This window comes from Pandoraea terrigena (assembly GCF_902459705.1).
Lineage (GTDB): Bacteria > Pseudomonadota > Gammaproteobacteria > Burkholderiales > Burkholderiaceae > Pandoraea > Pandoraea terrigena.
Genome location: NZ_CABPRU010000013.1, coordinates 120,201 through 141,473 on the forward strand (window position 1 = coordinate 120,201; position 21,273 = coordinate 141,473).

17 protein-coding genes and 1 pseudogene are annotated in these 21,273 nt (G+C 62.6%); 4 read left to right on the forward strand and 14 right to left on the reverse strand.

The genetic code is table 11. The annotated features are described in order from the left end of the window. Window positions 1-3: 3 nt before the first annotated feature. The 5 genes from PTE31013_RS21175 to PTE31013_RS21190 form a co-directional block, all read right to left on the reverse strand. Window positions 4-549: a penicillin-binding protein activator LpoB gene (locus PTE31013_RS21175; protein ID WP_150614609.1), complete on the reverse strand. Its 546-nt coding sequence runs from the start codon at window positions 547-549 to the stop codon at window positions 4-6. Between the two features lie 30 nt (window positions 550-579). Beyond that, entirely contained in the window at window positions 580-4,743 is a 4,164-nt protein-coding gene (locus PTE31013_RS21180) for a tetratricopeptide repeat protein (RefSeq protein ID WP_174978659.1), read from the reverse strand. Beyond that, entirely contained in the window at window positions 4,736-7,561 is a 2,826-nt protein-coding gene (locus PTE31013_RS24930) for a bifunctional glycoside hydrolase/polysaccharide deacetylase family protein (RefSeq protein WP_174978660.1), read from the reverse strand. The genes PTE31013_RS21180 and PTE31013_RS24930 overlap by 8 nt, the downstream gene beginning before the upstream one ends. Window positions 7,562-8,082: 521 nt before the next feature. Continuing rightward, the gene (locus PTE31013_RS21185; RefSeq protein WP_150614611.1) at window positions 8,083-8,274 is read right to left on the reverse strand and encodes a hypothetical protein; all 192 of its coding nucleotides are present in this window, start codon (window positions 8,272-8,274) and stop codon (window positions 8,083-8,085) included. Continuing rightward, window positions 8,249-8,647 carry a LysR substrate-binding domain-containing protein gene (locus PTE31013_RS21190; RefSeq protein ID WP_150614612.1) on the reverse strand — a complete coding sequence of 133 codons (399 nt, stop codon included), beginning with the start codon at window positions 8,645-8,647 and terminating at the stop codon, window positions 8,249-8,251. The genes PTE31013_RS21185 and PTE31013_RS21190 overlap by 26 nt, the downstream gene beginning before the upstream one ends. Here PTE31013_RS21190 and PTE31013_RS24935 point away from each other — a divergent pair. Both PTE31013_RS24935 and PTE31013_RS25200 read left to right on the forward strand, forming a co-directional pair. Then, window positions 8,621-8,908, forward strand: coding sequence for a hypothetical protein (locus PTE31013_RS24935; RefSeq protein ID WP_174978661.1), 288 nt, complete (start codon window positions 8,621-8,623; stop codon window positions 8,906-8,908). The genes PTE31013_RS21190 and PTE31013_RS24935 overlap by 27 nt on opposite strands. After that, a pseudogene (locus tag PTE31013_RS25200) lies at window positions 8,830-8,988 on the forward strand (MFS transporter); the annotation flags it as partial. The gene PTE31013_RS24935 and the pseudogene PTE31013_RS25200, both read left to right, overlap by 79 nt. A gap of 51 nt (window positions 8,989-9,039) precedes the next feature. On the opposite strand, the gene PTE31013_RS21200 reads toward PTE31013_RS25200, so the two are convergent. The 9 genes from PTE31013_RS21200 to PTE31013_RS21240 all read right to left on the reverse strand — a co-directional run bounded on the left by PTE31013_RS21200 (window position 9,040) and on the right by PTE31013_RS21240 (window position 19,406). Next, a complete protein-coding gene (locus tag PTE31013_RS21200; RefSeq protein WP_150614647.1) occupies window positions 9,040-10,620 on the reverse strand; it encodes an aldehyde dehydrogenase (NADP(+)) in 1,581 nt (526 codons plus the stop codon). Window positions 10,621-10,637: 17 nt separating this feature from the next. After that, window positions 10,638-11,618, reverse strand: a complete 981-nt coding sequence (locus tag PTE31013_RS21205; protein ID WP_150614613.1) for an amidohydrolase family protein — start codon at window positions 11,616-11,618, stop codon at window positions 10,638-10,640. Between the two features lie 94 nt (window positions 11,619-11,712). After that, window positions 11,713-12,654 (reverse strand): amidohydrolase family protein, encoded by a 942-nt coding sequence (locus PTE31013_RS21210; RefSeq protein ID WP_150614614.1) that lies wholly within the window; start codon window positions 12,652-12,654, stop codon window positions 11,713-11,715. A gap of 43 nt (window positions 12,655-12,697) precedes the next feature. After that, a complete protein-coding gene (locus PTE31013_RS21215; RefSeq protein WP_150614615.1) occupies window positions 12,698-13,114 on the reverse strand; it encodes a thioesterase family protein in 417 nt (138 codons plus the stop codon). A 45-nt stretch (window positions 13,115-13,159) separates the two neighbouring features. Continuing rightward, window positions 13,160-15,040, reverse strand: a complete 1,881-nt coding sequence (locus tag PTE31013_RS21220; protein WP_246174790.1) for a TRAP transporter large permease — start codon at window positions 15,038-15,040, stop codon at window positions 13,160-13,162. Window positions 15,041-15,071: 31 nt separating this feature from the next. Further along, the gene (locus tag PTE31013_RS21225) at window positions 15,072-16,103 is read right to left on the reverse strand and encodes a TRAP transporter substrate-binding protein (protein WP_150614616.1); all 1,032 of its coding nucleotides are present in this window, start codon (window positions 16,101-16,103) and stop codon (window positions 15,072-15,074) included. 83 nt (window positions 16,104-16,186) lie between these two features. Then, a complete protein-coding gene (locus tag PTE31013_RS21230) occupies window positions 16,187-17,368 on the reverse strand; it encodes a CaiB/BaiF CoA transferase family protein (protein ID WP_217426251.1) in 1,182 nt (393 codons plus the stop codon). Window positions 17,369-17,387: 19 nt separating this feature from the next. Beyond that, window positions 17,388-18,167, reverse strand: a complete 780-nt coding sequence (locus PTE31013_RS21235) for an enoyl-CoA hydratase/isomerase family protein (RefSeq protein ID WP_150614618.1) — start codon at window positions 18,165-18,167, stop codon at window positions 17,388-17,390. Between the two features lie 99 nt (window positions 18,168-18,266). Then, window positions 18,267-19,406 carry an iron-containing alcohol dehydrogenase gene (locus PTE31013_RS21240; protein WP_150614619.1) on the reverse strand — a complete coding sequence of 380 codons (1,140 nt, stop codon included), beginning with the start codon at window positions 19,404-19,406 and terminating at the stop codon, window positions 18,267-18,269. Between the two features lie 178 nt (window positions 19,407-19,584). Here PTE31013_RS21240 and PTE31013_RS21245 point away from each other — a divergent pair, with 178 nt between their 5' ends. Continuing rightward, on the forward strand, window positions 19,585-20,535 hold the full coding sequence (locus PTE31013_RS21245; RefSeq protein ID WP_150614649.1) for a LysR family transcriptional regulator: 951 nt from the start codon (window positions 19,585-19,587) through the stop codon (window positions 20,533-20,535). 137 nt (window positions 20,536-20,672) lie between these two features. After that, window positions 20,673-21,251 (forward strand): PPC domain-containing DNA-binding protein, encoded by a 579-nt coding sequence (locus PTE31013_RS21250; RefSeq protein ID WP_150614620.1) that lies wholly within the window; start codon window positions 20,673-20,675, stop codon window positions 21,249-21,251. Window positions 21,252-21,273: the final 22 nt, after the last annotated feature.

The following is a 21,273-nucleotide window of genomic DNA, read 5'->3' on the forward strand; positions in this document are numbered from 1 at the left end:
CCGTTACCGTTGCGCCAGCGGAGCCAGCAGATTGCGAATCAACGTCTGACCGACGCCGGCCAGGCTCGAGCGGCTCCAGCCGCTGCGGCTGCCGGTCGCGCTCCAGACAATGCTGCCGTTCGAGACATCGATGACGTCGAACGTCACCCCGGCCACCGGTTCGCCGTCGACACCGACCTTGTAGCGCCATTCGGTCACGGCCCCCGAGAGCGCATACTTCGCCCCGGTCTTGCGTGCCCATTCCAGCGCGCGCATGCGCGCCTGTGCGTTGTTGCCGCCGACGAGCGAATCACCGCCGTCCGGATCGCCGACATAGCGATGCAGATCGGTGAAGCCGTTCTGGATCAGAATACTTTGCGCAATGCTCTCGGCGCGCTGGCCGGCATCCGGCGTTTCCGTCGTGTTGGCGATCGGCAGGATCGCCCAGGCGGCCGTCTTCGGCAGATTCGGGGCGTCGCCGACATTCATCGTCGAACAGCCCGCCACCAGCGCAGTCAGGACGGCAGCGCCGGCCAAACGACGCCACAGCTTACTCACGATTGTCTTCATGGTCTTGCTCTCCCTTGCGGATGCGAAATTTCAGTAGAACAGCCGGTACGCGACGCCGACCTGCGTCGTGGCAACACCGGTGCCGTTGGTGATGTCGTGCGAGTAATACACGCGCGCGTGATCGTTGCCGAGGACCGACCCCGCCATGCCCACGTTGACCTGCGGTCCCCAGCCTTGCTGACTGTCGTGGATGTAGCCCACGTCAAGATACGGCCGCCATGCACGCCGGTATGCATTCTGGTAATCCTGCCCGAAGCCTGTCATGACGCCGTATTGAGTGGTCGTGATCGGCATGAACTCCGAGGCCACCGGCACCGTGCCGGCCGGCAGCAGCACGGCGAGCGACGGGATAGTGGCCGTGCCCGGCGTATAAATGCCCCGCTCGACCACGAGCCTGACGTTCACGTCCGGGTAGTCGATGCGCAACTTGTACCCCAATTCGCCGCCGAAACGCCAGCCGCGCCCCAGGTACGTGCGGTCCTGCGCATGGAAACGGTCGTACTCGGCGGTTGCCTGACCGTACCAGCGGCCATCGCCCGCCCACAGCATCTGCATACTGCCGAAGTCGCGCGTTCCGGCCACTTGCGTATTCGGCGCGATGTCGGTGAACTGGTTGTAGCCCGCCTGGAATGTCGTGGTCAGCGGCGTGTTGCGGTTGAACGCAGCCGACGCGAGCCCGGTGAAGAAGCTGTTCAACTCGCTGCGATGCCCCACCGTCAGCGCCAGATCCCGCTCGACGGTGCGATCGCGCACGGTGAAGTTGAAGATCCGGTCATGCGCCGGTACCCAGGCCAGCTGCGACGTGTCGATGGTCCGCTGATTGCGCTGGATCGCCTCGACCGTCACCCCGATGCGGCTGGTGAGGTTCAGGCTGCCGATCAGCGAACTTTCGAGATAGCTCAGCGGCGCCTGGCGCGAATAGAAAAGATCGAAGCCCGCATTCGAGCGATCGCGCAGGATCGTGTCCGTGAACGTCGTGTGCACGGCGTCGTTGTTCGGCGCGCCGTCGGCCGCGCGCCACGCGAGCGTCTCGGCCTGGGTCGAGCGTCCCAGTCGCTCGTTCGCTTCGACCTCGTTTTCGATCGGCATACGACCTTGCCGGTGGTCAAGCAGTTGCGCCATCTTGTCGCGGTCATTGGCCTCGAGCGCGAGGGCAATCTCGGCATCGGCCGGGCGCAGCAGGCGATTCGTGTACTCGCGCGCCAGCCACGCGCGGGCCAGATCGAAGTGTTCGCCGGACAGTGCCCATGCGAGCCCGACGTCGCGCGTGGTCGCGCTGATCACCGCTGGGCGCGAGAGCAACGCGGGATCGCGCGTCGCCGGCGTGTCGGTCGCGTCGCCAGCGGGCTTGAGCGGCGCCAGCTCGGCCGATTCGCCCAGCAACGAGTCGCCCACCTTGGCGCTGTCGGCCGAACGCCGGTCGTCGCGCAGCAGATTCGCCAACAGCCGGCGCGACGTGTCGCCGTTCGAGAACACCTGCGCGAGCGTGACGCGTGCGGCCTGGGCTTCGAGCACGCCGTCGTTATCCGACGTCTGCGCCGCGAGACGTTGCACCACCGCGCCCTGGCGCCGGCGCGGGGCGATGCGCAGTTTCCCGGTCTGCGCACGCGCCTGCAGGTCACGCCACGCGCCGCGACGAATGCGCCACGCCGTCTGGGCATCACCGGCGGCTTCTTCGGCGTCGGCAAGCGAGAGCATCCACAACGGGTCGTCGTCCGAGAGCGACGCCTGTTGGCGCAAATACGTCAACGCTTCGCGCGGATTGCCCAGGCGTAGCAGACCGGCACCGTACGCGCCCCAGTAATCGGCGTTCCCGGCCACGATCGGGCGATAGTCGTGCAACGCCATGGCGAGCGCGTCGTCGCTGCCGTAGTCGACCAGCGCCCAAAGGTAGGCGACGCGCACTTCATCACCGGCATTGCCGAGGCGGGACGCCGCACGCAGGTCGGCCAGCGCCGCATCCCAACGCTGGATCTGCTGATAGTAGGTTGCGCGCGTGGCGAGCAGTTCGCTCGACTTGGCGAAGCGATCGCGCTGCTCGGCGTCGAGACCGTCGAGCAGGGCCTGCACCCGATCGTAGGCGCGGGCCGTCGTGTAGTAGTAGATCGCCGACTGAAGCGCGAGGTCTGAATCGTTCTGCCGGAATTCCGCTTCGGCCGTGCGGCCGGCATCGAGCGGATACCCCTGGTAGAAGTACGTCATCGCATTCAGGTCGATCGCCTCGGCCTTGCCCGTGCGCAACAGGCGCGGATACGCATAGTTGGCGTCTTCATCGCTTTGTGCCAGGCGTGCCACTTCGGCGTACGTGCGCCAGTAACGCGCGTCGGCCGGCAGCGTACCGGCGATGTCGCGCACCTTGCGCAATTCGGCCAGCGCCGGCTTCACCTGGCCCTTCTGATACATCAGGCTGGCGATGCGCAGCGCGTAGTCCGGCGACGGACCGAATTCCTTTTGCAGTGTCTCGAACGTCGCCAGCGCCTCGGCGTCCTTCCCGACGCGCTGGGCGACGTCGCCCTCGCGCTCGAGCAACGCGCGGCGCTGACTGCCCGCGGCATGACGTTTGAGGTACGCCAGCCCGTCGTCGGGACGGCCAAGACGCTCGTACGTGTTGACGATATCGTCCTTGAGCTTGAGATCGTTCGGCTGGCGCTCGGCTTCGAATATCTGCGCGGCCAGATAGGCCTGGTCGTCATTGAGCTGCGGTGCGAGCTGATAGACGTTCTGCCACGCTTCGGCGTTGCCGGTGGCTTCGGCGTACTTACGCCAGTAGGTGAGCGCAACCGAGGGATGCCCGTTCCATTGCGCGACCTGCGCCAGACGGCGGGTCCAGATAAGCGGATCGAGCTTGCGTTGCAGGGCCTGCTGCGCGAGCCTCTCGGCGTCGTCGAGCTGACGCGCCTCGACGAAAGCCTTGAAGGCCACGTCGTAATCGCCGGCCGTCACGCTGTTGGCGTCGGCACCGGCCGTCGCCGGCTTCGCCGACGCTGCGCCGGCCTCCCAATCGAATTTGCCCGACGCTTCCGGCGTGGACGGCTTGGACGACTTGTCCGCGCTGGTCGACTTGGTCGATGTGTCCGACGCGGCATCCGCCGCACTCGCGCCGCGGGCCAGGCCTATGTCGGCGACGCGCACGATACGATATGCGCCCATCTGCTGGCGTGCGCGCACGCCGTCCGGGCCATCGAGATAGCGCAGGTGCGCACGGCCGGCGCCATCGAGCCCTCGACCGTCGGCGCTCACGCCCGGCAACCAGCCGGCGAGCTGCACGTGCGCCCCGCGAGCCGGCGGCACCAGGCTCGACAGTTGCGTGAGTGCCCGCGCGTATTTCGTCATGAGGTCGGGACGACCTGCCTGGCGGGCGACGTCGAGCAGATATCGCAGCGTGGCGGGATCATTGGCCAGGTCGCCTACGCGCTTCTCGCCTTCCGTGCATGCGCGCGCAATCTGGTTCGCGGAGACGAGCACGCGGATGCCCGCGAGGAACAGGCGACGACGATCGTCGCGCGTAGTGGCCGCGTCCTGCGCGGCGAAATAGGCGTTGGCGGCATCGTCGTACGCGGCGTGAGCGAAGGCGGCGTCCGCCAGCTTCTCCTGCCATTGCGCGGCGTTCTTGGCATCGGCGGCCGCCAGCAGGCGGTAGTCGCGCAGCATCAGATTCTGGGCGCCCGCCAGTCGGGCCTTTTCCGCAAGCATGCGCAGCGTCGGCACGTCCCACTGGTACTGCGACGTCGCGTCGAGCCATTCCACGTATCGCGCCATGCGTTCGGCACGACGCGGATCGTCGGCCGGCACTTCGTACGCCCGCTGCTCCGTGGCCGCCAGCGCAAGCAGAATGCCGCGACGGCGGTCTTGCTCGTCGGACATGCCGCGCAGCGTCTTCGCGATCGCCATCGCATCGTCCCAGCGGCCCAGTCCCAGATATTGCTGCCCGAGCAGATCGAGATAACGCGGCGCGCCGGGTTCGATGCGCAGCCACGCTTCGAGATAGGCCACCGAAAGTTCGCTAGGCGGTTGCGCGGCGAGCGCGCGCGTCTGGTCGTCGTCGCTCGGGTGAGCCGCGCCCAGCGCGAGCACGATGCCCGCACCGATCGCGATCGTCAGCCAGGGCGGACTCAGGCGTTCGCGCTTGTCGAACGGCTTTCCGCTGACGGCGTCGGCAATCTTGTCGGGATCCGGGCGAGCGGCATCACTCACAATCAACCCCCACGGTATGCATGACGACCGGCTTCGCGGCGACGCCGGAGACATCGGCGCGCAAGCGGCCGGCGCCATCCGCACGTCCCTTCGCCACACCGTCCACGCTGATGCGGCAACCGGCGGCATTGGCCACGCTCACGAACGGCTTGTAGTAGCCGCCAAAGCGGAACGACAGGTTGCGGCCGGTGCGTTGGAAGTCGCGGATGAACCCGGCGGCTTCGTCCACGTACGGCGTGCGCTCGGCGCGCTTCGGGGCGATCGAGAACTCTGCGGCGTCGCCCCCCATGTGGATATACAGTCCCCCCGGCCCCGGCAGATAGCCGGCGACGTCGTCGGACGTCTCCATCACGGGCACGCCCTCGCCTGGCCAGCGCATTTCACGCAAATCGGCACCGCTGCGCACGCGCCAGCGCGTGGCGCTCCCGTCGGCGCTCACCTCGCGCGCCACAGCCACGCGACGCCAGTCCAGCACGCGGCGGATGTATTCCGTGGTGAAGATCGGAAACACGGGCTGCTTGAGCACCGCGTTATAGACCTCCTTGAGCGCGTTCAGCGACGCGACCTTCGTGCCCGAGTACATGTGGTAGTACAGGTTCACCGCCTTGAAGCGGATGGGCTTGTCCGTCATGGCGAACGTCTCGAGCACGCGCGTATAGCCGTAGTAGGGGCCAAGCCAGTCGTTGGTGTAGACGTTTTCGTCCATGACGGCGGCATACACCTGGAACTCGGTCGGCAGGCGCCCCTTCTCCACGCCGTACGGCGCGATGTTGGTCCAGCTGTTGTTCGTTTTGGTAATGATCGTGTCGCCGCCGTTGATCGACAGCACGCCCGCGGCCCATGCCTTGCGAAGCGCAATCGCCGGGGCCTGGGCGTCGCCCGGCCATTGCAGCACGACGACTTTCTTGCCCGGAGGCGCAAGGCGCTCGTTGATGTAGTCGATCGACCCCTGGATCTCGCGATCGAGGTTGAACTTGTAGTTGGGGATGTCGAGCGAGAAGGCATCGTCCCCGCCCCACTCCTTGTTCGCCTTGCCGGTGATACGCTCGCCCGTGGTCTGGTTGATCTGCTCCAGGTTGAACGGGTGCGAGAAGGTATGCGTGCCGATCTCGACGTTCGGCAGCGCGAACATCTTGCGTGCGATCTCTTCGAGGCGCGGCGAAATCTGCGGATACAGCCCCTTCGCGCCGACCTCGCCCTCGATCACCGACAGCGTCGTGGGCACCGGATACTTGGTATAGATCTGCTCGTACAACGCCATCGAGCCGTAGTCGACGCCCGGGAATTCCGCGCGCGAGGCGAAACCGTCACCGTCGACATGCACGAACATCAGGCGGCGGCCATTTTCGGTGGTTACGTCAGGCACCGGCATCGGCGGCAATGCGAGCGCCTGGCGCAGGAAGTCGATCGGCTGGATCGCCCAGCGCTCCTGTTCGATGCCGGCAAGCGACGTCACGCCATAGGGATTGAGGGTATAACCGCCCCACGGCAGCATGCCGGCCATGTCATATGTGTAGGTGCCCGCCTTCAAGCGCAGCAGCGGCTGGCCGGTCGGGCCCACGCGTACGCCGAGGGCGTCGCGCACGTCGGGCGTCGGCATGATCTCGAAGCCGATCATCGGCGCCTTGCTCACCACGCTCGGCACCACCGAGCCGGGCACCGTGCCCGCCACGCGCTCGAGGCCGAGCACCTGTGCCGTCTGCTGATCGATCGGAAAGCCGAACTGCCCAATCACCGCCACGCGCATGCCGTCGTGAATTCGGGCCAGCAGCCAGCGACGCCACGCGCCCGCGTTGTTCACATTGCGGTCGATGGACACAACAATGCCCGCATAGCGATCGGTGCGCACATTGGCCGGCATCGGGCCCTTGTTGACGTCGACGTACTGCACGTCGTAACCGAGGTAGTTCAGCGGCATCGAAATATCGCGCGCGCCGGTCGTCAGATCGATCGGTTCGCCGTCGCCCGGCGCCTGCACCATCAGCACTTTGCGCGGCATCACTTCGATGCGGCCAACGCCGACCGTCTGTACGTCCGGATCGGTGACGAACGCGCGTACGCCTGACTGATCGAGCGCACGCGCCGTGTTGCGACGACAGGTCACGTCCGCGCTCGCACAGTAGTCCATCGCGAACGTCGGCAGATGGAATTGTTCGCGCAACGCCTTCAGTTGGTCGAGCGCGGACTGCTGCACGTCGGCCGGCGTGTCGACGAAGATCATCGCGCGCGCGTCGTATCGATGCCGCAGCCCGTCGGCGAGCACGCCGGCAAGTTCCGGGGCGAGCGAGGACGCCACGCCAAGGTGGTTGCGCAGCACGAGACGCGCGTCCGCATAGCGGGCGCGCACCGCTTTCACGCGCGCGACCATGCGCGCGTCGCTATCGGCATCGGCCACGAGCGGTGCACCGTCGTCGACCAGGAAATTGCGATAGCCTTGCGCCCAGAGCGGCGCCACGCGCGCATCGACAAACGCCTCAGGCGTTTGCACGGTGTCGCGCGCGTCCAGCCGGGCGAACCAGGTGGTATGCGGGGTTAGCGAGGCGTCGGGCAGCGAGGCTTGCGTCGGATCGACGACAACCCAGTCGAAGGACTGCAACGCGTTGACCGGTAGGTCTCGACCGTAGTACAACGCAATATCGGGCACGGTTGACGACGACGGCGCCATCGCAGCGATCGGGGTCGACGCCGCCGTGACGGATGGTGCCGGCGGTGCCGCAGCCAGGGCCAGGCCTGCCGGGCTCATTGCCGCCAGCATGACGAACGCCCGCAGCGAACCCGCTACGACGGCTTGCGTGCGGCGCACCCAATGGCCGAACACGCTGCCACTTCCCCGTTCCCCCGTGACACAGCGGAAATCCCGTGTCTCCGCCGCGAATGCTTGTCCCTTCGATGCCATTAGCGTCTGTGCAATCAATGTTTTGCGATCGACCGTACCACGCGTCTCACGCACTGATCAATCTTCGGAGTCTCCCCGCCGGATGGCGAACCCATCGGGCCGGAAAGTTCGTGGTGGTACGTTGGCCGCAGTTCCCCCCCCGGGGCAATGACCAATGTCGGACGTACGCGTCAATCGCGCAATCTACGACGGGATGATATCTGGCGCATGCGCTCAAGCACGATGCCTGGGATTGGGTCTGGACGATCGCCAGGCTCGAACGGAGCGACTGATTTCTAGATGACCCGATTCGCCCCGCCCGCGAAGGCTTGTGCGGATGCCGATTGTGGCATTTGGACTGCCCGACCCGGCGAATTCCTGTGTCATCTTCATCGCAGCCACAGACTCTAAAGGGCAACCGTCCCATAAGCGTCCCCCAGACATTTATAGGAGGATTGACAAAATCAAACGGCAGGGAGTGAAATTCGCCTGCAATGGCTGCCATCGGCGATCAGCCCGATTCGGTGACGGCTTGCCGTGCGCGCATATTCAAGCCGATGCGAGCCTTTCGGCGGCGCATCGCGACGTGTAACGAGGTAGGTTGCACTATCGTCGGTAATCGCGTCGAAATCAAGCACGACGAACCGATCGCGCATGTCCGGCGTCTCGATCAATGGCCAGGAAACAGCGGTCGGCATATCGGTCGAGCGCCCGGATGGCCGGCGCGGCGCGCTCCATCGACCGGCTTAGCAGCCAGTCGTAGATCGAACGGGCGTTTGCCCCCCCCGAATGCCCGGGGCGGCAGACAACGGCAAATGAATACTTATAGATCGGCCGGACATCGAGGGCACGTTCCTGGCCGGCGTCCGGCGTCGGGCCGAACGCAAAATCCAGATGGCCGTTGCGCACGGCAGGATAGTTTCCGCCCAGGTGCTCGGCGATGTCGATCTGTACGTCCGGACGCTGCTGCCGGAAGGCTCGCACGACCGCCGGAATCACCCCATGCATCAACCAGGGGGTGACAGCCATACGAACCGTACCCCCGCGCCTGGCGCCAGCCAGCACCACGTCTTCGCTCGCCCGGCGCAACTGGCCAAGGATCAGCCGGGCATCCTGATGACGGCCGGGCCGACCTCTTCAAACTACATTTTGCTGCACTACCTGACCAACTACGGCGTAGGCGTGCTCAAGTTGTCGCTGTCGAGCGGGCTGTGGCCATCGTCTACAGTCTGGGAGTGTCCATGTTCGGGGGATTCGCACAGTGCATCGCGACATGGCTCATTGGCGTGACCGGCTCCAAGCTCGCGCCGGCCGGCTACGTGGTCGCGGTCAGCGTGATCTCGATGGTAGCGGTGTTCATGCGCCGTGAAATGAAGGGGATGGCGCTGGAGTATGCGCCATCCCGAACCCGACAGACACCTTCAATTTCTCATCAATCGCCCGTCGCGCACGCGCCACAGCGCAAGCGGGTTATCGTCCCGCACCGACGCAGGCAGCAACTCGGCGGGCAGGTCCTGATAGCACACCGGACGTAGGAAGCGCTCCATCGCATTCGCGCCCACCGACGTCGTCCTTGAGTCCGATGTCGCCGGATATGGCCCGCCGTGCACCATCGCCTGGGAGACTTCGACGCCAGTCGGAAACCCGTTCGCCAGAATGCGGCCCGCTTTGCGCTCCAGAATGGGCATGAGCTTTCCTGCAAGCGCATAGTCGTCCGGCTCCATCTGCAACGTGCACGTCAGTTGCCCCTCCACGTGACGGGCCACGTCCGCCAACTGCGCTTCATCCATACAAAGGACGACCAGCGACGTCGGGCCGAAAATTTCCGCTCCCAGTTCATTTTTCGTCAGAAAGTCCGACGCCGACGTCACAAATAATGCGGGGCGCGCGCCGTTCTGTCCCCTCGCCTCGCTGCCCGTGGCTGCGAGCCGCACCCCCGACGCGCCCACGCGCTTCTCCACCGAGCGGCCATACTCAACGGCGATACCCGACGTGAGCATTGTTTGGCTTCCCTTCTTCGCCATTGCCTCGCCAACGATCTCGACAAATTGGCGCGCCTTCGCGCTGTCGATCATCACAACCAACCCGGGGTTCGTGCAGAACTGCCCGACACCCAACGTCACGGAATCGGCCAGCCCGACGGCCAGGGCTTCAGATCGGCGCTCGAGTGCACCCGGCAAGACAAAGAACGGATTGATGCTGCTCATCTCCGCATAGACCGGAATGGGCTCCCAACGTTTGGCAGCCATGTCGACGAGCGCGAGGCCCCCGCTGCGAGATCCGGTGAAGCCCACCGCCCGGATAGCCGGATGCGATACAAGTGCCGCGCCAGTCTCGTTGCCCGCGCCAATCAACAGCGAAAATACACCTTCGGGCAATCCGCATTCGTGTACGGCACGCTGGATCGCGCGCGCTACCAACTCGGACGTGCCGAGATGCGCAGGGTGGGCTTTCACGACGACGGGGCATCCGGCCGCCAGCGCGGAAGCCGTATCACCTCCCGCCACCGAAAACGCCAGCGGAAAATTGCTTGCCCCAAAAACCGCAACCGGCCCCAGCGGCACCTTCTGAAGCCGAAGATCGGGACGCGGGAGCGGTTTGCGCTCGGGCATCGCGCTGTCGAGCGTCGCGCCCAGCCAACCGCCCTCACGTACAAGTGACGCAAAAAATCGTAACTGCCCGACGGTTCGCCCACGCTCGCCCTCCAGCCGCGCCTTCGGCAACGCCGATTCCAGGTGCGCCCGCTCAATAAGCGCATCGCCCAACCCTAGAATGTTCTCCGCGATCTGTTCGAGAAACGCGGCGCGCACCTCGAGCGGCACGATTCGGTAAGCGTCGAAGGCACTCTCCGCCAATGCGCAGGCGAGATTGACCAGCCCGACGTCCGCCCCGCCGAACACCGGCTCAAGGTCGACACCGCGTACCGGATCGAAGGCGTACAACTGCCCAGCAGAACCGAATATCGCCCTTGCCCCGATCAGCATTTCTCCCGTCACTTTCACCATCGTACGCTCCCATGTCAGAGGTCATAGACCCTGGCTGTGTTGTCATAAAAAAGCCGTAGCCGATCTTCGACGGAATACGCTCGCGCGATGGCTTTGAAGCCGTCGAAGATATCGGCCATATCGTCCACCACCGTGTCGACCGGATAATTACTTGCGAATGAACAGCGCTGCGTACCGAAGACGTCGATCGCTGTGCGAACGACCGGGCCATTGGCCTCGACGCTCCACCGCTGTCCTGGCACGCAAATACCCGAAATCTTCAGATGCACATTCCGCTCGCGGGCGACCGTTTCCAGCGCCAGGCGCCAGGCGCGCAGCCCGTCGGCCGAGCGATCGGATGGCAGACCGGTGTGATTGATAACGATCAGCGTCTCCGGAAAATCGCGCGCAAGCTCAGCCGCCTCGCCGAAATGCCACCAACTCACCTGAAGCTCGAAAAGCAACGCGCGAGGTCCGAGTCCGGCGTAGCCGTCACGCCACGCCGGATCGCGCATCGATCCCGGTGCTGTGAAGCGAGACGAGTACTCGTGGCGCGAGACGGCCGTCGGCTTGTGACGGATTCCCTTGACAAGCGGATGGCGGGCGTACGTGTCGAGTACCTCGTTCACATCGGCCCTGTCGAGCCACGCCTGTGCGGACATGGCATGCGGAAAACCTTGCTCCTGTGCGAGTGCGTCCACCCACTGCAATTCACCCAGGGGGTCTTCCGGGTTCCACTCACCCTCGATAAGCACCGTTTTAACGACCCGATGACGCCCCGTCGCGCGAAAATAGTCGTCTGGCAGGAAGGTTCGCCGTATCTTTTCGTAGCTGCCATAGCGAAAGTTGTCGACCAGCTTGTCCGAGAGCCACGGGTAGTAACCCCGGTCGACATCAAAAAAATGCTGATGGGCATCTGCGATGGGCAAGTCATCGTCGGACCCCGTCTCGAGGAAGCGACGACGCAATGCGGACGCACTTAGCACCGAGTCCGGATCGTGAAAGTTGTCTGACATAGGCGGCGCTGTCCTAGAATGTCTCGTATGCGAAATCCGGCAGCGCGTGCCGCCGGATAATGTGGCGCGTCAAAACCATGCGGATAGATGAAGATCAGAGCAGATCGATCCGATAGAATCGCAACGCGTTGCGAAAGAAGATTTTCTCCTGGGCTTCGCGCCCCAGCGGTTCGAGCATGGCGCGCATGCTATCGACAAGCACGTCGTAGCGCACCCGCAGACCAGCCACTGGAAAATTGCTCGCGAACATGCATCGATCCACACCAAAAATCGACACGGCATCAAGCACGATTTGCCGGTTGTCCTCGTAGCGCCAAGGTGCGTCCCGGAGGCCAAACTCCGAGAGCTTCACGTGAACGTTCGGTTGCTTCGCAAGTTGCTCCATCCAACCACGCCAACGCGCCAACCCTTCAGGACTCCGATCCCACGGAAACCCGGTGTGGTTCAGGACGATCATTGTGTTCGGAAACTGACGCGCGACTTCCGCCGCGTCGGGCAGATGCCACGGCGGCACGCGTAAATCCCATGACAGGCCAAATCTCTCCAGCAAGGAAAAGCCGCGCAGCCACGCGGGATCCTGCATCGTGCCGGGCGCCCGCTTGATCGATTCGTTCGGCCGATGCGACGTCACTGGCTTGGAGCGAATACCTCGAACCAGCGAAAACTCGGCGTGTCGCGCGAGAATCTCTTCCGTGTCGGGCCGGTCGAACCACGCATGTGCGACGACTGCACTCGGGAACGTGTGCTTGGCGTGCACTTCGTGCAACCAGCGCGTCTCGGCAATCTGTTCGTCACGCGCGCGTTCCGCTTCGACATGGACCGTTGCGATAACCGGCTGTCTGTCAACGTTCGCCAAGAAGTGCCGCGGGAGAAAGTCGCGACAGATGCCGCGATAGTCACCGAGGAAAAAGTCGTCGTGATACGCGTCCTGCAACCAGGGATAGCGTCCCGAGGATAAATTCCACAGATGGTGATGTGCATCGACGATGGGTATCTCGTTCTCGCCGATTGGCGTTTTTGCGTCAATATGAATCATTGCCGAATACGCTCCGGGCGCGTGGCCGTCAGTCCGGCGACATTCATAAACCCATCATTCCCGCACGGCTTGCCTTCTCCGCTACCCGCGACTTGAGCTTCTCGACGTTCACGATGAATCGCGAATGGCTCCCAGCGCAGACTTGTTCAACGTCGTCGAATACCGCGATATCGAACTTGACGGCGCGTCCTTCGATTTTGGCAAGCGTCACGTCAATGCGCACGCGCATGTCGAGCAGCGTCGCTCCCGTGTGAGCGATATCGACGGCAATGCCAACCGAGTTCTCGCCGACGTCAATATAGTCGAGCAGGCTGTCAAGGCAAACCTGCTCGATATCGTTGACCAATTGTGGTGTGGCGTAGACGCGCAGCGCCTCGCCGAGAAACGAGATCGTGCGCGCGCGGTCGACGTTGAGCGTGCGCGAGAATACCGCGCCAACGCGCAGGGAGTCTTTAATCATCTGCGGAATCATCCAATCAGGCAGTCAATGGGAATGCATCGAATTTCATGTCGCGGACAGGAAGCCCGTCGATACCCAAGGTACGGCTACAAGCACCAGCAACGCCACTGCGAGCGCACCGAGATAAGGCCACACGCGCTTCATCGCACCGTCCGGATCGACTTTCGCGATCGCACACGCAGCGTAGAATCCGACGCCAAACGGAGGTGCGAACAACCCCAGGCCCATCGCGAAGATTGCGACCATGGCGTACTGCACCTCATTAATACCAAGCGTTCGTGCGACGGGGAACAACAAGGGACCGAAGAGCACAATGGCCGGAATGCCCTCTAGAAAACTGCCCAGCACGACGAATGCGACCGCCGAGATCAGCAGGAACCCGGTGGCGCCTCCGGGCGCGTTGGACATCAGATCGGTTAGTTGGCGAGAGAAGCCCGACTGGGTCAATGCCCACGCCATCGCCGTCGCACATCCGATGATGATGAGGATCGCCCCCGAGAGAGACGCCGTGCTTACGATGATCGGATAGAGACGCCTCCACTCGAACGACCGATAAAACGTCAGACCAACAACGAACGTGTAAGCCACGCCGACAGAGGCAACCTCCGTGGCCGTCGCAATTCCTTCGACGACCGCGGCGCGAATCACGAATGGCAGCGCAAGCGCAGGCAAGGCGATCAGGAATGCTTTCCCGACTTCACGCGGCCTGGAGCGCTCCACTTCCTTGAGATCGCGCTTGCGGTTCTTCAGCCAGATGACGACAATCATGGCGATCGCGCCAACGACGGCAGGCATGAATCCGCCGGTGAACAGCGCGGAAATCGACACCCCCGTGACCGAGCCGATGGTGATCAGCACGAGGCTGGGTGGGATGGTCTCCGACATGGCGCCGGACGCGCTCAGCATCGCGACCAACTCATTCTCGTCCTCTCCACGCGCCTTCATCTCGGGGAACAGCGCTGGAGCAACGGCCGCCATATCCGCCGCCTTCGACCCGGAAATCCCGCTCACCAGATATATCGCGCCGATCAGCACGTAGGACAGTCCGCCCTTGAAATGCCCGATCAGCGAGGCGAGGAAGCGGATCATCGCCTGCGCCATGCCCATCGCCTCGATCAGTGCGCCCAGGAACACGAAAAGCGGGATGGCGAGAAGGATGAGGCTCGACATGCCTTCGTCGATTCGCCCCATCACGACCAGCATGGGCGTAGACGTCACGGTGCAGAGATAAGCCACCGTAGACAGACCGAATGCGGCCATGATCGGCACGCCGATCACGATCATGAAAATGACGGCCGCCACGAAGAAGATAACAAGGTTCCAGTTGCCAAGCGCGACCATCTCCGCCTTCAAGGTCAAGAGCGCAAGCGCGACGCCGGCCGCGATCCCGGCCGACACGAAGAAGTGCAGCGCACGCGCCTGCTCCATGAGACGCGCCACTGAAATGGCGAGCATCAGCGTGAGCCCAATCGCCAGCGCCGCGACGCGAAAGCCGTTGGAGATTTCAAGCGCAGCACTTGTAATCGCCCACTCCTCCGAGACGTACTCCCACGCCGGCGAGAGCAGCGAGAGCATGAAGGCAATCACGATGACTGAGCCGAAGGTATCGACGAACGCGCGTCTCGAAGGAGGCAAGTGGGCAATGAACGTCGTCAATCGCATGTGTTCGTTGCGGCGCAACGCAATGACCGCTCCCAGCATTGCGAGCCAGATAAACAGCAGCGTCGCCAGTTCGTCGCCCCAGATAAGCGGATCATGCAGCGCGTACCGATAGAAGACATTTGCGAACAGCAGGACAACCTCGCCCACGACAAGCGCTGCCGCGGAAAGCTCGGTTGACCATCGGATGCACAGATCGAGGACATGCCCAGCCTTTCCCACTGGCCCCAAAGGCTTGCTCGCCCCCGTCAAAGGAAGGTTTCCCATAGAAATGTCGGTGCTCATGATCCGTCCCCCGTCAGGAAAGCTGCCCGGAGTACTTCTCCAGCAGGGCCCACGCCGCGTCGCCATACTTCTTCCTCCATTCCGCGTAGAAACCCTTTTTCTGCAATTCGGAACGGAATAGCTGTCGGTCGACTGTGTTGAATGTGATGCCCTTGGCACTCAGCGTGGGCTCCAGGCTGTGATTCAGTGCAATGACTTCTTCGCGTTGTTTCATGGCGGCGGCATTGATGTTCTTCGCGATGATCTCCTGCACGTCCTTCGGAAGCTTTGGCCAGGTCTTGCCACTCGCAAGCAGCCAGAATCCGTTCCAAATGTGTCCGGTCAACGAGCAGTATTTCTGGACCTCGTAAAGGCGCGTGGACTGCACAACCACGAGCGGATTCTCCTGCCCTTCGACCACCTTGGTCTGAAGGGCGGAATAGGTCTCATTGATGCTGATACCGGTCGGCGCCGCGCCGAACGCCTTGAACATCGATGTCCATAGCGGACTCACAAGCACGCGAATCTTGAAGCCCTTGAGGTCGGCCGGCGTCTTGATGGGACGCGTGGAACTGGTAATTTGGCGAAAGCCGTTGTTCCAAACCTTGTCCATCGCGATGAGACCTGTCTTCGCCACCTCGGCCCTCACGTGCGTGCCAAGTTCGCCGTCCATCGCGGCCCACACGGCGTCGTAGTTCTTGAATGCGAACGGAACGCTTTCGATCGAGGCGACAGGAATGAGCGTCGAGAGGATGGCCCCGGGCAGCGGAATGAAATCGACCCCGCCCGCACGAACCTGTGAAAGCATGTCGGTATCACCGCCCATCTGCGCGTTCGCGTAGATCTGTAGGTCGACCCGACCGTTCGTTTCTTTCTTGATTGCCACCGACGCGTCACGCATGTGTGCGTTCAGAGGATGGCTATCTGGCAGGCTGCTCGCGTACTTGAGTACGATGGGCGCCCCCTGTCCAAACGCGAAATTCGACTGCACCAAGCCGGTCGCCGTTGCGGCTACGGCCACGCCTGCCGTCGTCAGGAAATTCCGACGGGATATCGTTCCACTCATATTTGTCTCCTAAGCTTTTCGTCGTGCGTGATAGATCGCATCTTTGACCATCGGGGGCTCGTTTGCGCACACCCCCTTCACCTTTACTTTGTCAATGCAATAACTGCCTTCTCTTCGATCAGTCGGTCGACCTCATCGGCCGTATAGCCCGCCTCCCTCAGTACCTCCCGCGTGTGTTGGCCGAGCAGCGGCGCCGGCCGGCTGCCCGTGCGCTCCCCCTCGGAGAAATGGATGGGCAACCCGAGACCGCGGACCTTTCCCGCCACGGGGTGGTCCGTCTCGACGATCATGTCACGGGCAATCGTCTGCGGGTGCGCCAGCGCGGCAGCGATATCGAGCACGGGCCCGGCGGGCAAACCAATCTGATCGAAGCACGTCATCCAGTCCGCAGTGGTGCGTCGAACGAGGAGTTCGTTGAGGATTGCAACCAGTTCGTCTCGATGCGCGAGTCGTAGCGCGTTGGTCTCGAACCGAGAATCCGTTGCCAGTTGCGGTGCGTCCAACACTTCGAGCAAGCGCTCGTAATTGCTTTGGTTGGCAGCACCGATGTTGATCCAGCCATCACGGGTTTTGAACACCTGATAAGGCGCGCTCGTGGAATTCGCCGAGCCCATCTTTGGCAGCAGTGTGCCGTCAGCGAGATAGCTCGCTGCCGGCCAGTACATTTGCTGCAAGCCCGCCTCGAACAGGGACGTGTCAACCATCTGGCCTCGTCCCGTGCGAAGCTTCTGCGCATACGCTGCAGCGATACCGAGCGCGGCGAGAATGCCAGAGTTGATATCGGCGACAGGGGAGCCTGCCTTGATGGGTTCACGCCCTTCCTCGCCCGTCATGCTCATCATGCCGCTCATGCCCTGCGCGATCAAATCGAAGCCGCCCTTTTCGCCGAACGGGCCGGTACGCCCGAAGCCCGAAATTGCGCAATAGATGAGCCCCGGATTGACCGTTTTTAGCGTGTCGTAGCCGAGGCCAAACTTCTCCATCGTCCCCGCGCGATAGTTTTCGGTGACGACATCTGCATCAGCGAGCAAACGTTTAAGCACGGCTCGCCCACTCTCGCTTTTGAGATTGAGGCCGATTCCACGCTTGTTGCGATTGACAATCATGAACGACGCGGACTCACCACCTGGCAGGATGGGCGAGAAGCGCCGCGAGTCGTCCCCATCTGGCACCTTCTCGACCTTGACGACGTCCGCCCCCATGTCGGCCAGCATCATGCCGCACACCGGGCCGGACATGATGTGCGCCAGCTCGACAACTTTCATTCCACTCAGCGGACCCATTTCACTTTCCCTTGAAGATTGGTTTCTGTTTTGCGCTGAATGCCTCGGCGCCGATGCGAAAGTCCTCGGTGTCGAAGCAGTCGAGCGCGGATTCGATCTCGAACGACGACAGCTCGGGCGAACACATGAGCCGATTGGCCGCATGCTTGTGCCAACGGGCAACGAGCGGCGCACCATGCGCGATACGGCGAGCGGTCGATATGGCTTCGACTTCCACTTCGCTGTCGGCCACCACGCGCGAGACGATACCGTTGGCTAGCGACGCGGGCGCGTCGAAAATGCGCCCTTCGAGCACGATCTCCATCGCTACCGAGCGACCAGCCACTCGGATCAGCGCAGCGAGTTCGCCATAGGACATCGTCAGGCCAAGCCGGCCGACCGGGGCTCCGAACCGGCTTGATTCGCCGCAGATGCGAATGTCGCAGAGCGACGCAATTTCTAGCCCGCCACCCACGCATACGCCATGAATCATGGCCACGACCGGATGACGGCATTGCTCGATCGCCGTCATCGCCGCAGTTGTGACCTCGGCATAGGCGCGTGCTTGTTCCCTATTCGCGCGGCAGGTTGCGAATTCGTTGATGTCAGCGCCCGCCGCGAATGCCTGGGTCCCCGCGCCACGCAGGACCACGCAGCGAACGCTGCCTTCGTCCGAGAGCGCTTCCATGGCCACGCCGAGTTCGCGCCACATCGACAAGGTGAGCGCATTGAGCCGCTCCGGATTGTCGAGCGAAACGATCGCAATATCGCCGTCTCGCTCAACGCGTACTTTGTCACCCATGTTTTCCTCTGTGAGTTGCAACCGTATTGCGGAAAAGGTGCGGCAACGACGTGCGAATCGTTGATTCACGCCCCGCCACGAGGGCTTTCCGCGTAAGTGCTAGAACGACGCTTCCAGGAGATGCGCGTAATCGCGCTCCGACGCGATGCGTGGATTCGTCTTGTGGCTGTGATCTTTCAATGCGCCCTGCACGATCGCGGCAAACATGTCGCGCGTAACGCCAACATCGGCGAGCGTCGTTGGCAAGCCGAGCCGGCGCGTCATCTCACGGATCGATGCACCGACACTTGACGTGTCGACCAGTCCCATCGCCAGCGCGAGTCGATCCAACTTGCCCTCTTGCTGAACGGTCGGCGCGTTGCGATTGAAGTCAATCACCGCCGGCAGGAAAATCGCGTTTAACGTGCCGTGGTGCAGTCGTGGGTTGATGCCACCCAGCGAATGGCTCAGGCTGTGCACGCACCCCAGACCTTTCTGAAAGGCAAGTGCACCCTCCATCGAGGCACTCATCATGTTCATACGTGCGACTTTGTCGTCCGGGTGTGATGTGGCGCGCTCGATATGCCTCCATGCACGCCACAGCCCGTCGAGCGCGATGCCGTCGGCGGCCGGATTGAACGCCGGCGACATGAACGTTTCCACGCAGTGCGCTATGGCATCCATGCCTGTCGCTGCCGTCAATGCAGCAGGAAGTCCCATCGTCAGATTCGGGTCACAGATTGCCGAGCGCGGTACGACGAAAGGGGAAATGACGCCGACCTTTCGGCCGTCGTCGAGAATGAGGATCGCGCCCCGGCCGACTTCACTGCCGGTACCGGCGGTCGTCGGAATGGCGATGACGGGAGCGGTAGCCGACGTGATCCGCGTCGCCCCTCCCTCGATCACGGCAAAGCTTTGCAACGGACCGTCATGTGTGGCACAGACTGCCACCCCTTTCGCCAGATCGATCGATGACCCCCCGCCTACGGCGATGACACCGTCGCAATCGTTCTCGACGAATACCGCGACCGCCTCGCGCACGGCGCGCTCGTTCGGATTTGGGGGCGTGCCGTCGTATATGGGCACCTCGTCGTCGCTTGCCAGAGCCTCAAGAACCTGATCAACGATGCCTGCAACGCGGATGCCCTTGTCGGTCACGATCATCGGGCGGCGGACGCCGACTCGCTCACATTCACTTCGCAGCAGCCGAATGGCACCGAAGTCGAACTGAATCTGGGTGACGTAATTAATGAGCGACATTGACTTGCCTCGAAGTTATATTAAACATGTTTCCCCAGCCACTTCATCCCCGAATTCCCCGGGTTTACGTTACCGCCAATCCTTTGCCAACTGGGACTTCATGAGGCAGTATAGGCATCACTCCTTTCGTCCGAAACTGAGAGGATTTGATACTGATATAACTTTTCCTCATTCAAGAATGGCCCCGCCGCTTAACTCGATCATCTCTCGGCTGCACCTGAAACAGTTGCGTCTGCTCATTGCGCTGGCGGACCACGGCTCGTTACAAAGCGCCGCCAAGCAGGTCTCACTCACGCAGCCTGGGGCAAGCAAGGCACTACAGGAAATCGAAACAACGTTTGGCACGGCGCTCTTCAATCGCACCAATCGAGGGCTCGAGCCTAACGAAATCGGGCATTGCGTGATTCGTTACGCGCGATTGATCCATACCGATCTTGCGCATCTGCGCGAGGAAATCGTCGGCATCATGCGCGGGCATGGTGGACGCGTATCGGTAGGCGTCATCATGGGAGCGGTTCCGCGGGTTACGGACGCGGTATCGGCATTGATTGCCCAGCACTCGGAGATGTCGGTCGAGATTGTGGAGGACACAAGCGCGGCGCTGCTCAACCTCATCGATACAGGACGACTTGATCTTGCCGTGTGTAGAACGACGATCAGTCAGACCCCATCGCTGTATGACAGCGTCAAGCTTCAGGATGAGACGTTGGCCGTCATCGCCAACGTGAATCATCCGCTTTACACGCCCGAGCGAATCACGCTCAGGGAACTCGCCGATTACCGATGGGTCGTGTACCGCGCCAACATGCCGATGCGAATGCTGCTTGAGCGAGAATTCCGGGAAGCTGAAATCCGGTTCCCGTCGAATCTCCTGGAGACGACGTCAGCGTTCGCGACACTGTCGCTGCTACAAGGCAACCCATCGTTCGTTGCGCTCGTCTCTATCGACGTCGCGCAATTCTTTACTCGACACGGCATCACCCGCATTCTTCCCCTGACCTTGTCGTCAAGAAGCGAGCCCTATGAATTGGTTACGCGCAAGGGCGCACCCGCCTCACCAGGTGCGAAGCTGCTGATCGAGAAGCTCCTGAACCCGACGTCGGACGTCGACGCCGCCGCGCTGCGTTGATCGGGTGCGGCGTGCCCGGCGCATGAGCGTCGGTTATAACGCCAGTCTCAACTCTCAGTATTCATGCCGGTATGCGTTGACTACACTCCGAGCCAGCCGATTTGCCTTTCGGCCACAACATCAAACGGAGACACACCATGGACGAGACCCATCTGCGCCGGCACTTCTTCAAGAACATGGCCTTCCTCTCAGTTGGCGCCATCGCCACCTCGATCATGCCGACGGGGGCGCTCGCGCAAGCCAAATCGCCTGCCGAATGCGAAGCGGCGAGCATCGCGGCCGGCGGTCCTGACGTGCAGCGCAGATACATCAAGACCCCGACCGGCTATTTCATGGTGCTGCGAATGGGCGACAATGTGTTCGAGCAGTTGACGAAGTTCACCATCGCGGAGAACATTCCCGCCGCCAGTATCGCAGCCATCGGCTTCGGCCACGCGACATTCGGCTCCTGGAATGCGGCCAAGAAAGACTTCGATTCCAAGACATTTCGCAACGTAGAGATGGCAAGCATCATTGGATCGGTCGCATGGAAGGAAGGCAAGCCATCGATCCATCTTCACGGCATTGCGGGCGATAGCAGTTTCAGTGCTCACGGCGGGCATTTGCTGGATCTCGAGGTTGGGACCGGGTCGATGGAGATCACGCTGAACGTGCATCAGAAGCGCCTCGAACGCGCCATCGATCCCTGCATCGGCGCCAACGTCCTCGGGATCTAGACACGAAAGCGCTTGCCTATGG

Excerpts from the sequence above, each read along its gene's own strand:
- PTE31013_RS21175 (WP_150614609.1), bottom strand. The coding sequence starts at position 549 with ATGAAGACAATCGTGAGTAAGCTGTGGCGTCGTTTGGCCGGCGCTGCC.
- PTE31013_RS21250 (WP_150614620.1), top strand. The coding sequence starts at position 20,673 with ATGGACGAGACCCATCTGCGCCGGCACTTCTTCAAGAACATGGCCTTC.
- PTE31013_RS21210 (WP_150614614.1), bottom strand. The coding sequence starts at position 12,654 with ATGATTCATATTGACGCAAAAACGCCAATCGGCGAGAACGAGATACCC.
- PTE31013_RS21215 (WP_150614615.1), bottom strand. The coding sequence starts at position 13,114 with ATGATTAAAGACTCCCTGCGCGTTGGCGCGGTATTCTCGCGCACGCTC.
- PTE31013_RS24935 (WP_174978661.1), top strand. The coding sequence starts at position 8,621 with ATGCATCAACCAGGGGGTGACAGCCATACGAACCGTACCCCCGCGCCT.
- PTE31013_RS21240 (WP_150614619.1), bottom strand. The coding sequence starts at position 19,406 with ATGTCGCTCATTAATTACGTCACCCAGATTCAGTTCGACTTCGGTGCC.
- PTE31013_RS21230 (WP_217426251.1), bottom strand. The coding sequence starts at position 17,368 with ATGAAAGTTGTCGAGCTGGCGCACATCATGTCCGGCCCGGTGTGCGGC.
- PTE31013_RS21220 (WP_246174790.1), bottom strand. The coding sequence starts at position 15,040 with ATGGGAAACCTTCCTTTGACGGGGGCGAGCAAGCCTTTGGGGCCAGTG.
- PTE31013_RS21185 (WP_150614611.1), bottom strand. The coding sequence starts at position 8,274 with ATGCGCGATCGGTTCGTCGTGCTTGATTTCGACGCGATTACCGACGAT.
- PTE31013_RS21205 (WP_150614613.1), bottom strand. The coding sequence starts at position 11,618 with ATGTCAGACAACTTTCACGATCCGGACTCGGTGCTAAGTGCGTCCGCA.
- PTE31013_RS21225 (WP_150614616.1), bottom strand. The coding sequence starts at position 16,103 with ATGAGTGGAACGATATCCCGTCGGAATTTCCTGACGACGGCAGGCGTG.
- PTE31013_RS21235 (WP_150614618.1), bottom strand. The coding sequence starts at position 18,167 with ATGGGTGACAAAGTACGCGTTGAGCGAGACGGCGATATTGCGATCGTT.
- PTE31013_RS21190 (WP_150614612.1), bottom strand. The coding sequence starts at position 8,647 with ATGGCTGTCACCCCCTGGTTGATGCATGGGGTGATTCCGGCGGTCGTG.
- PTE31013_RS21245 (WP_150614649.1), top strand. The coding sequence starts at position 19,585 with ATGGCCCCGCCGCTTAACTCGATCATCTCTCGGCTGCACCTGAAACAG.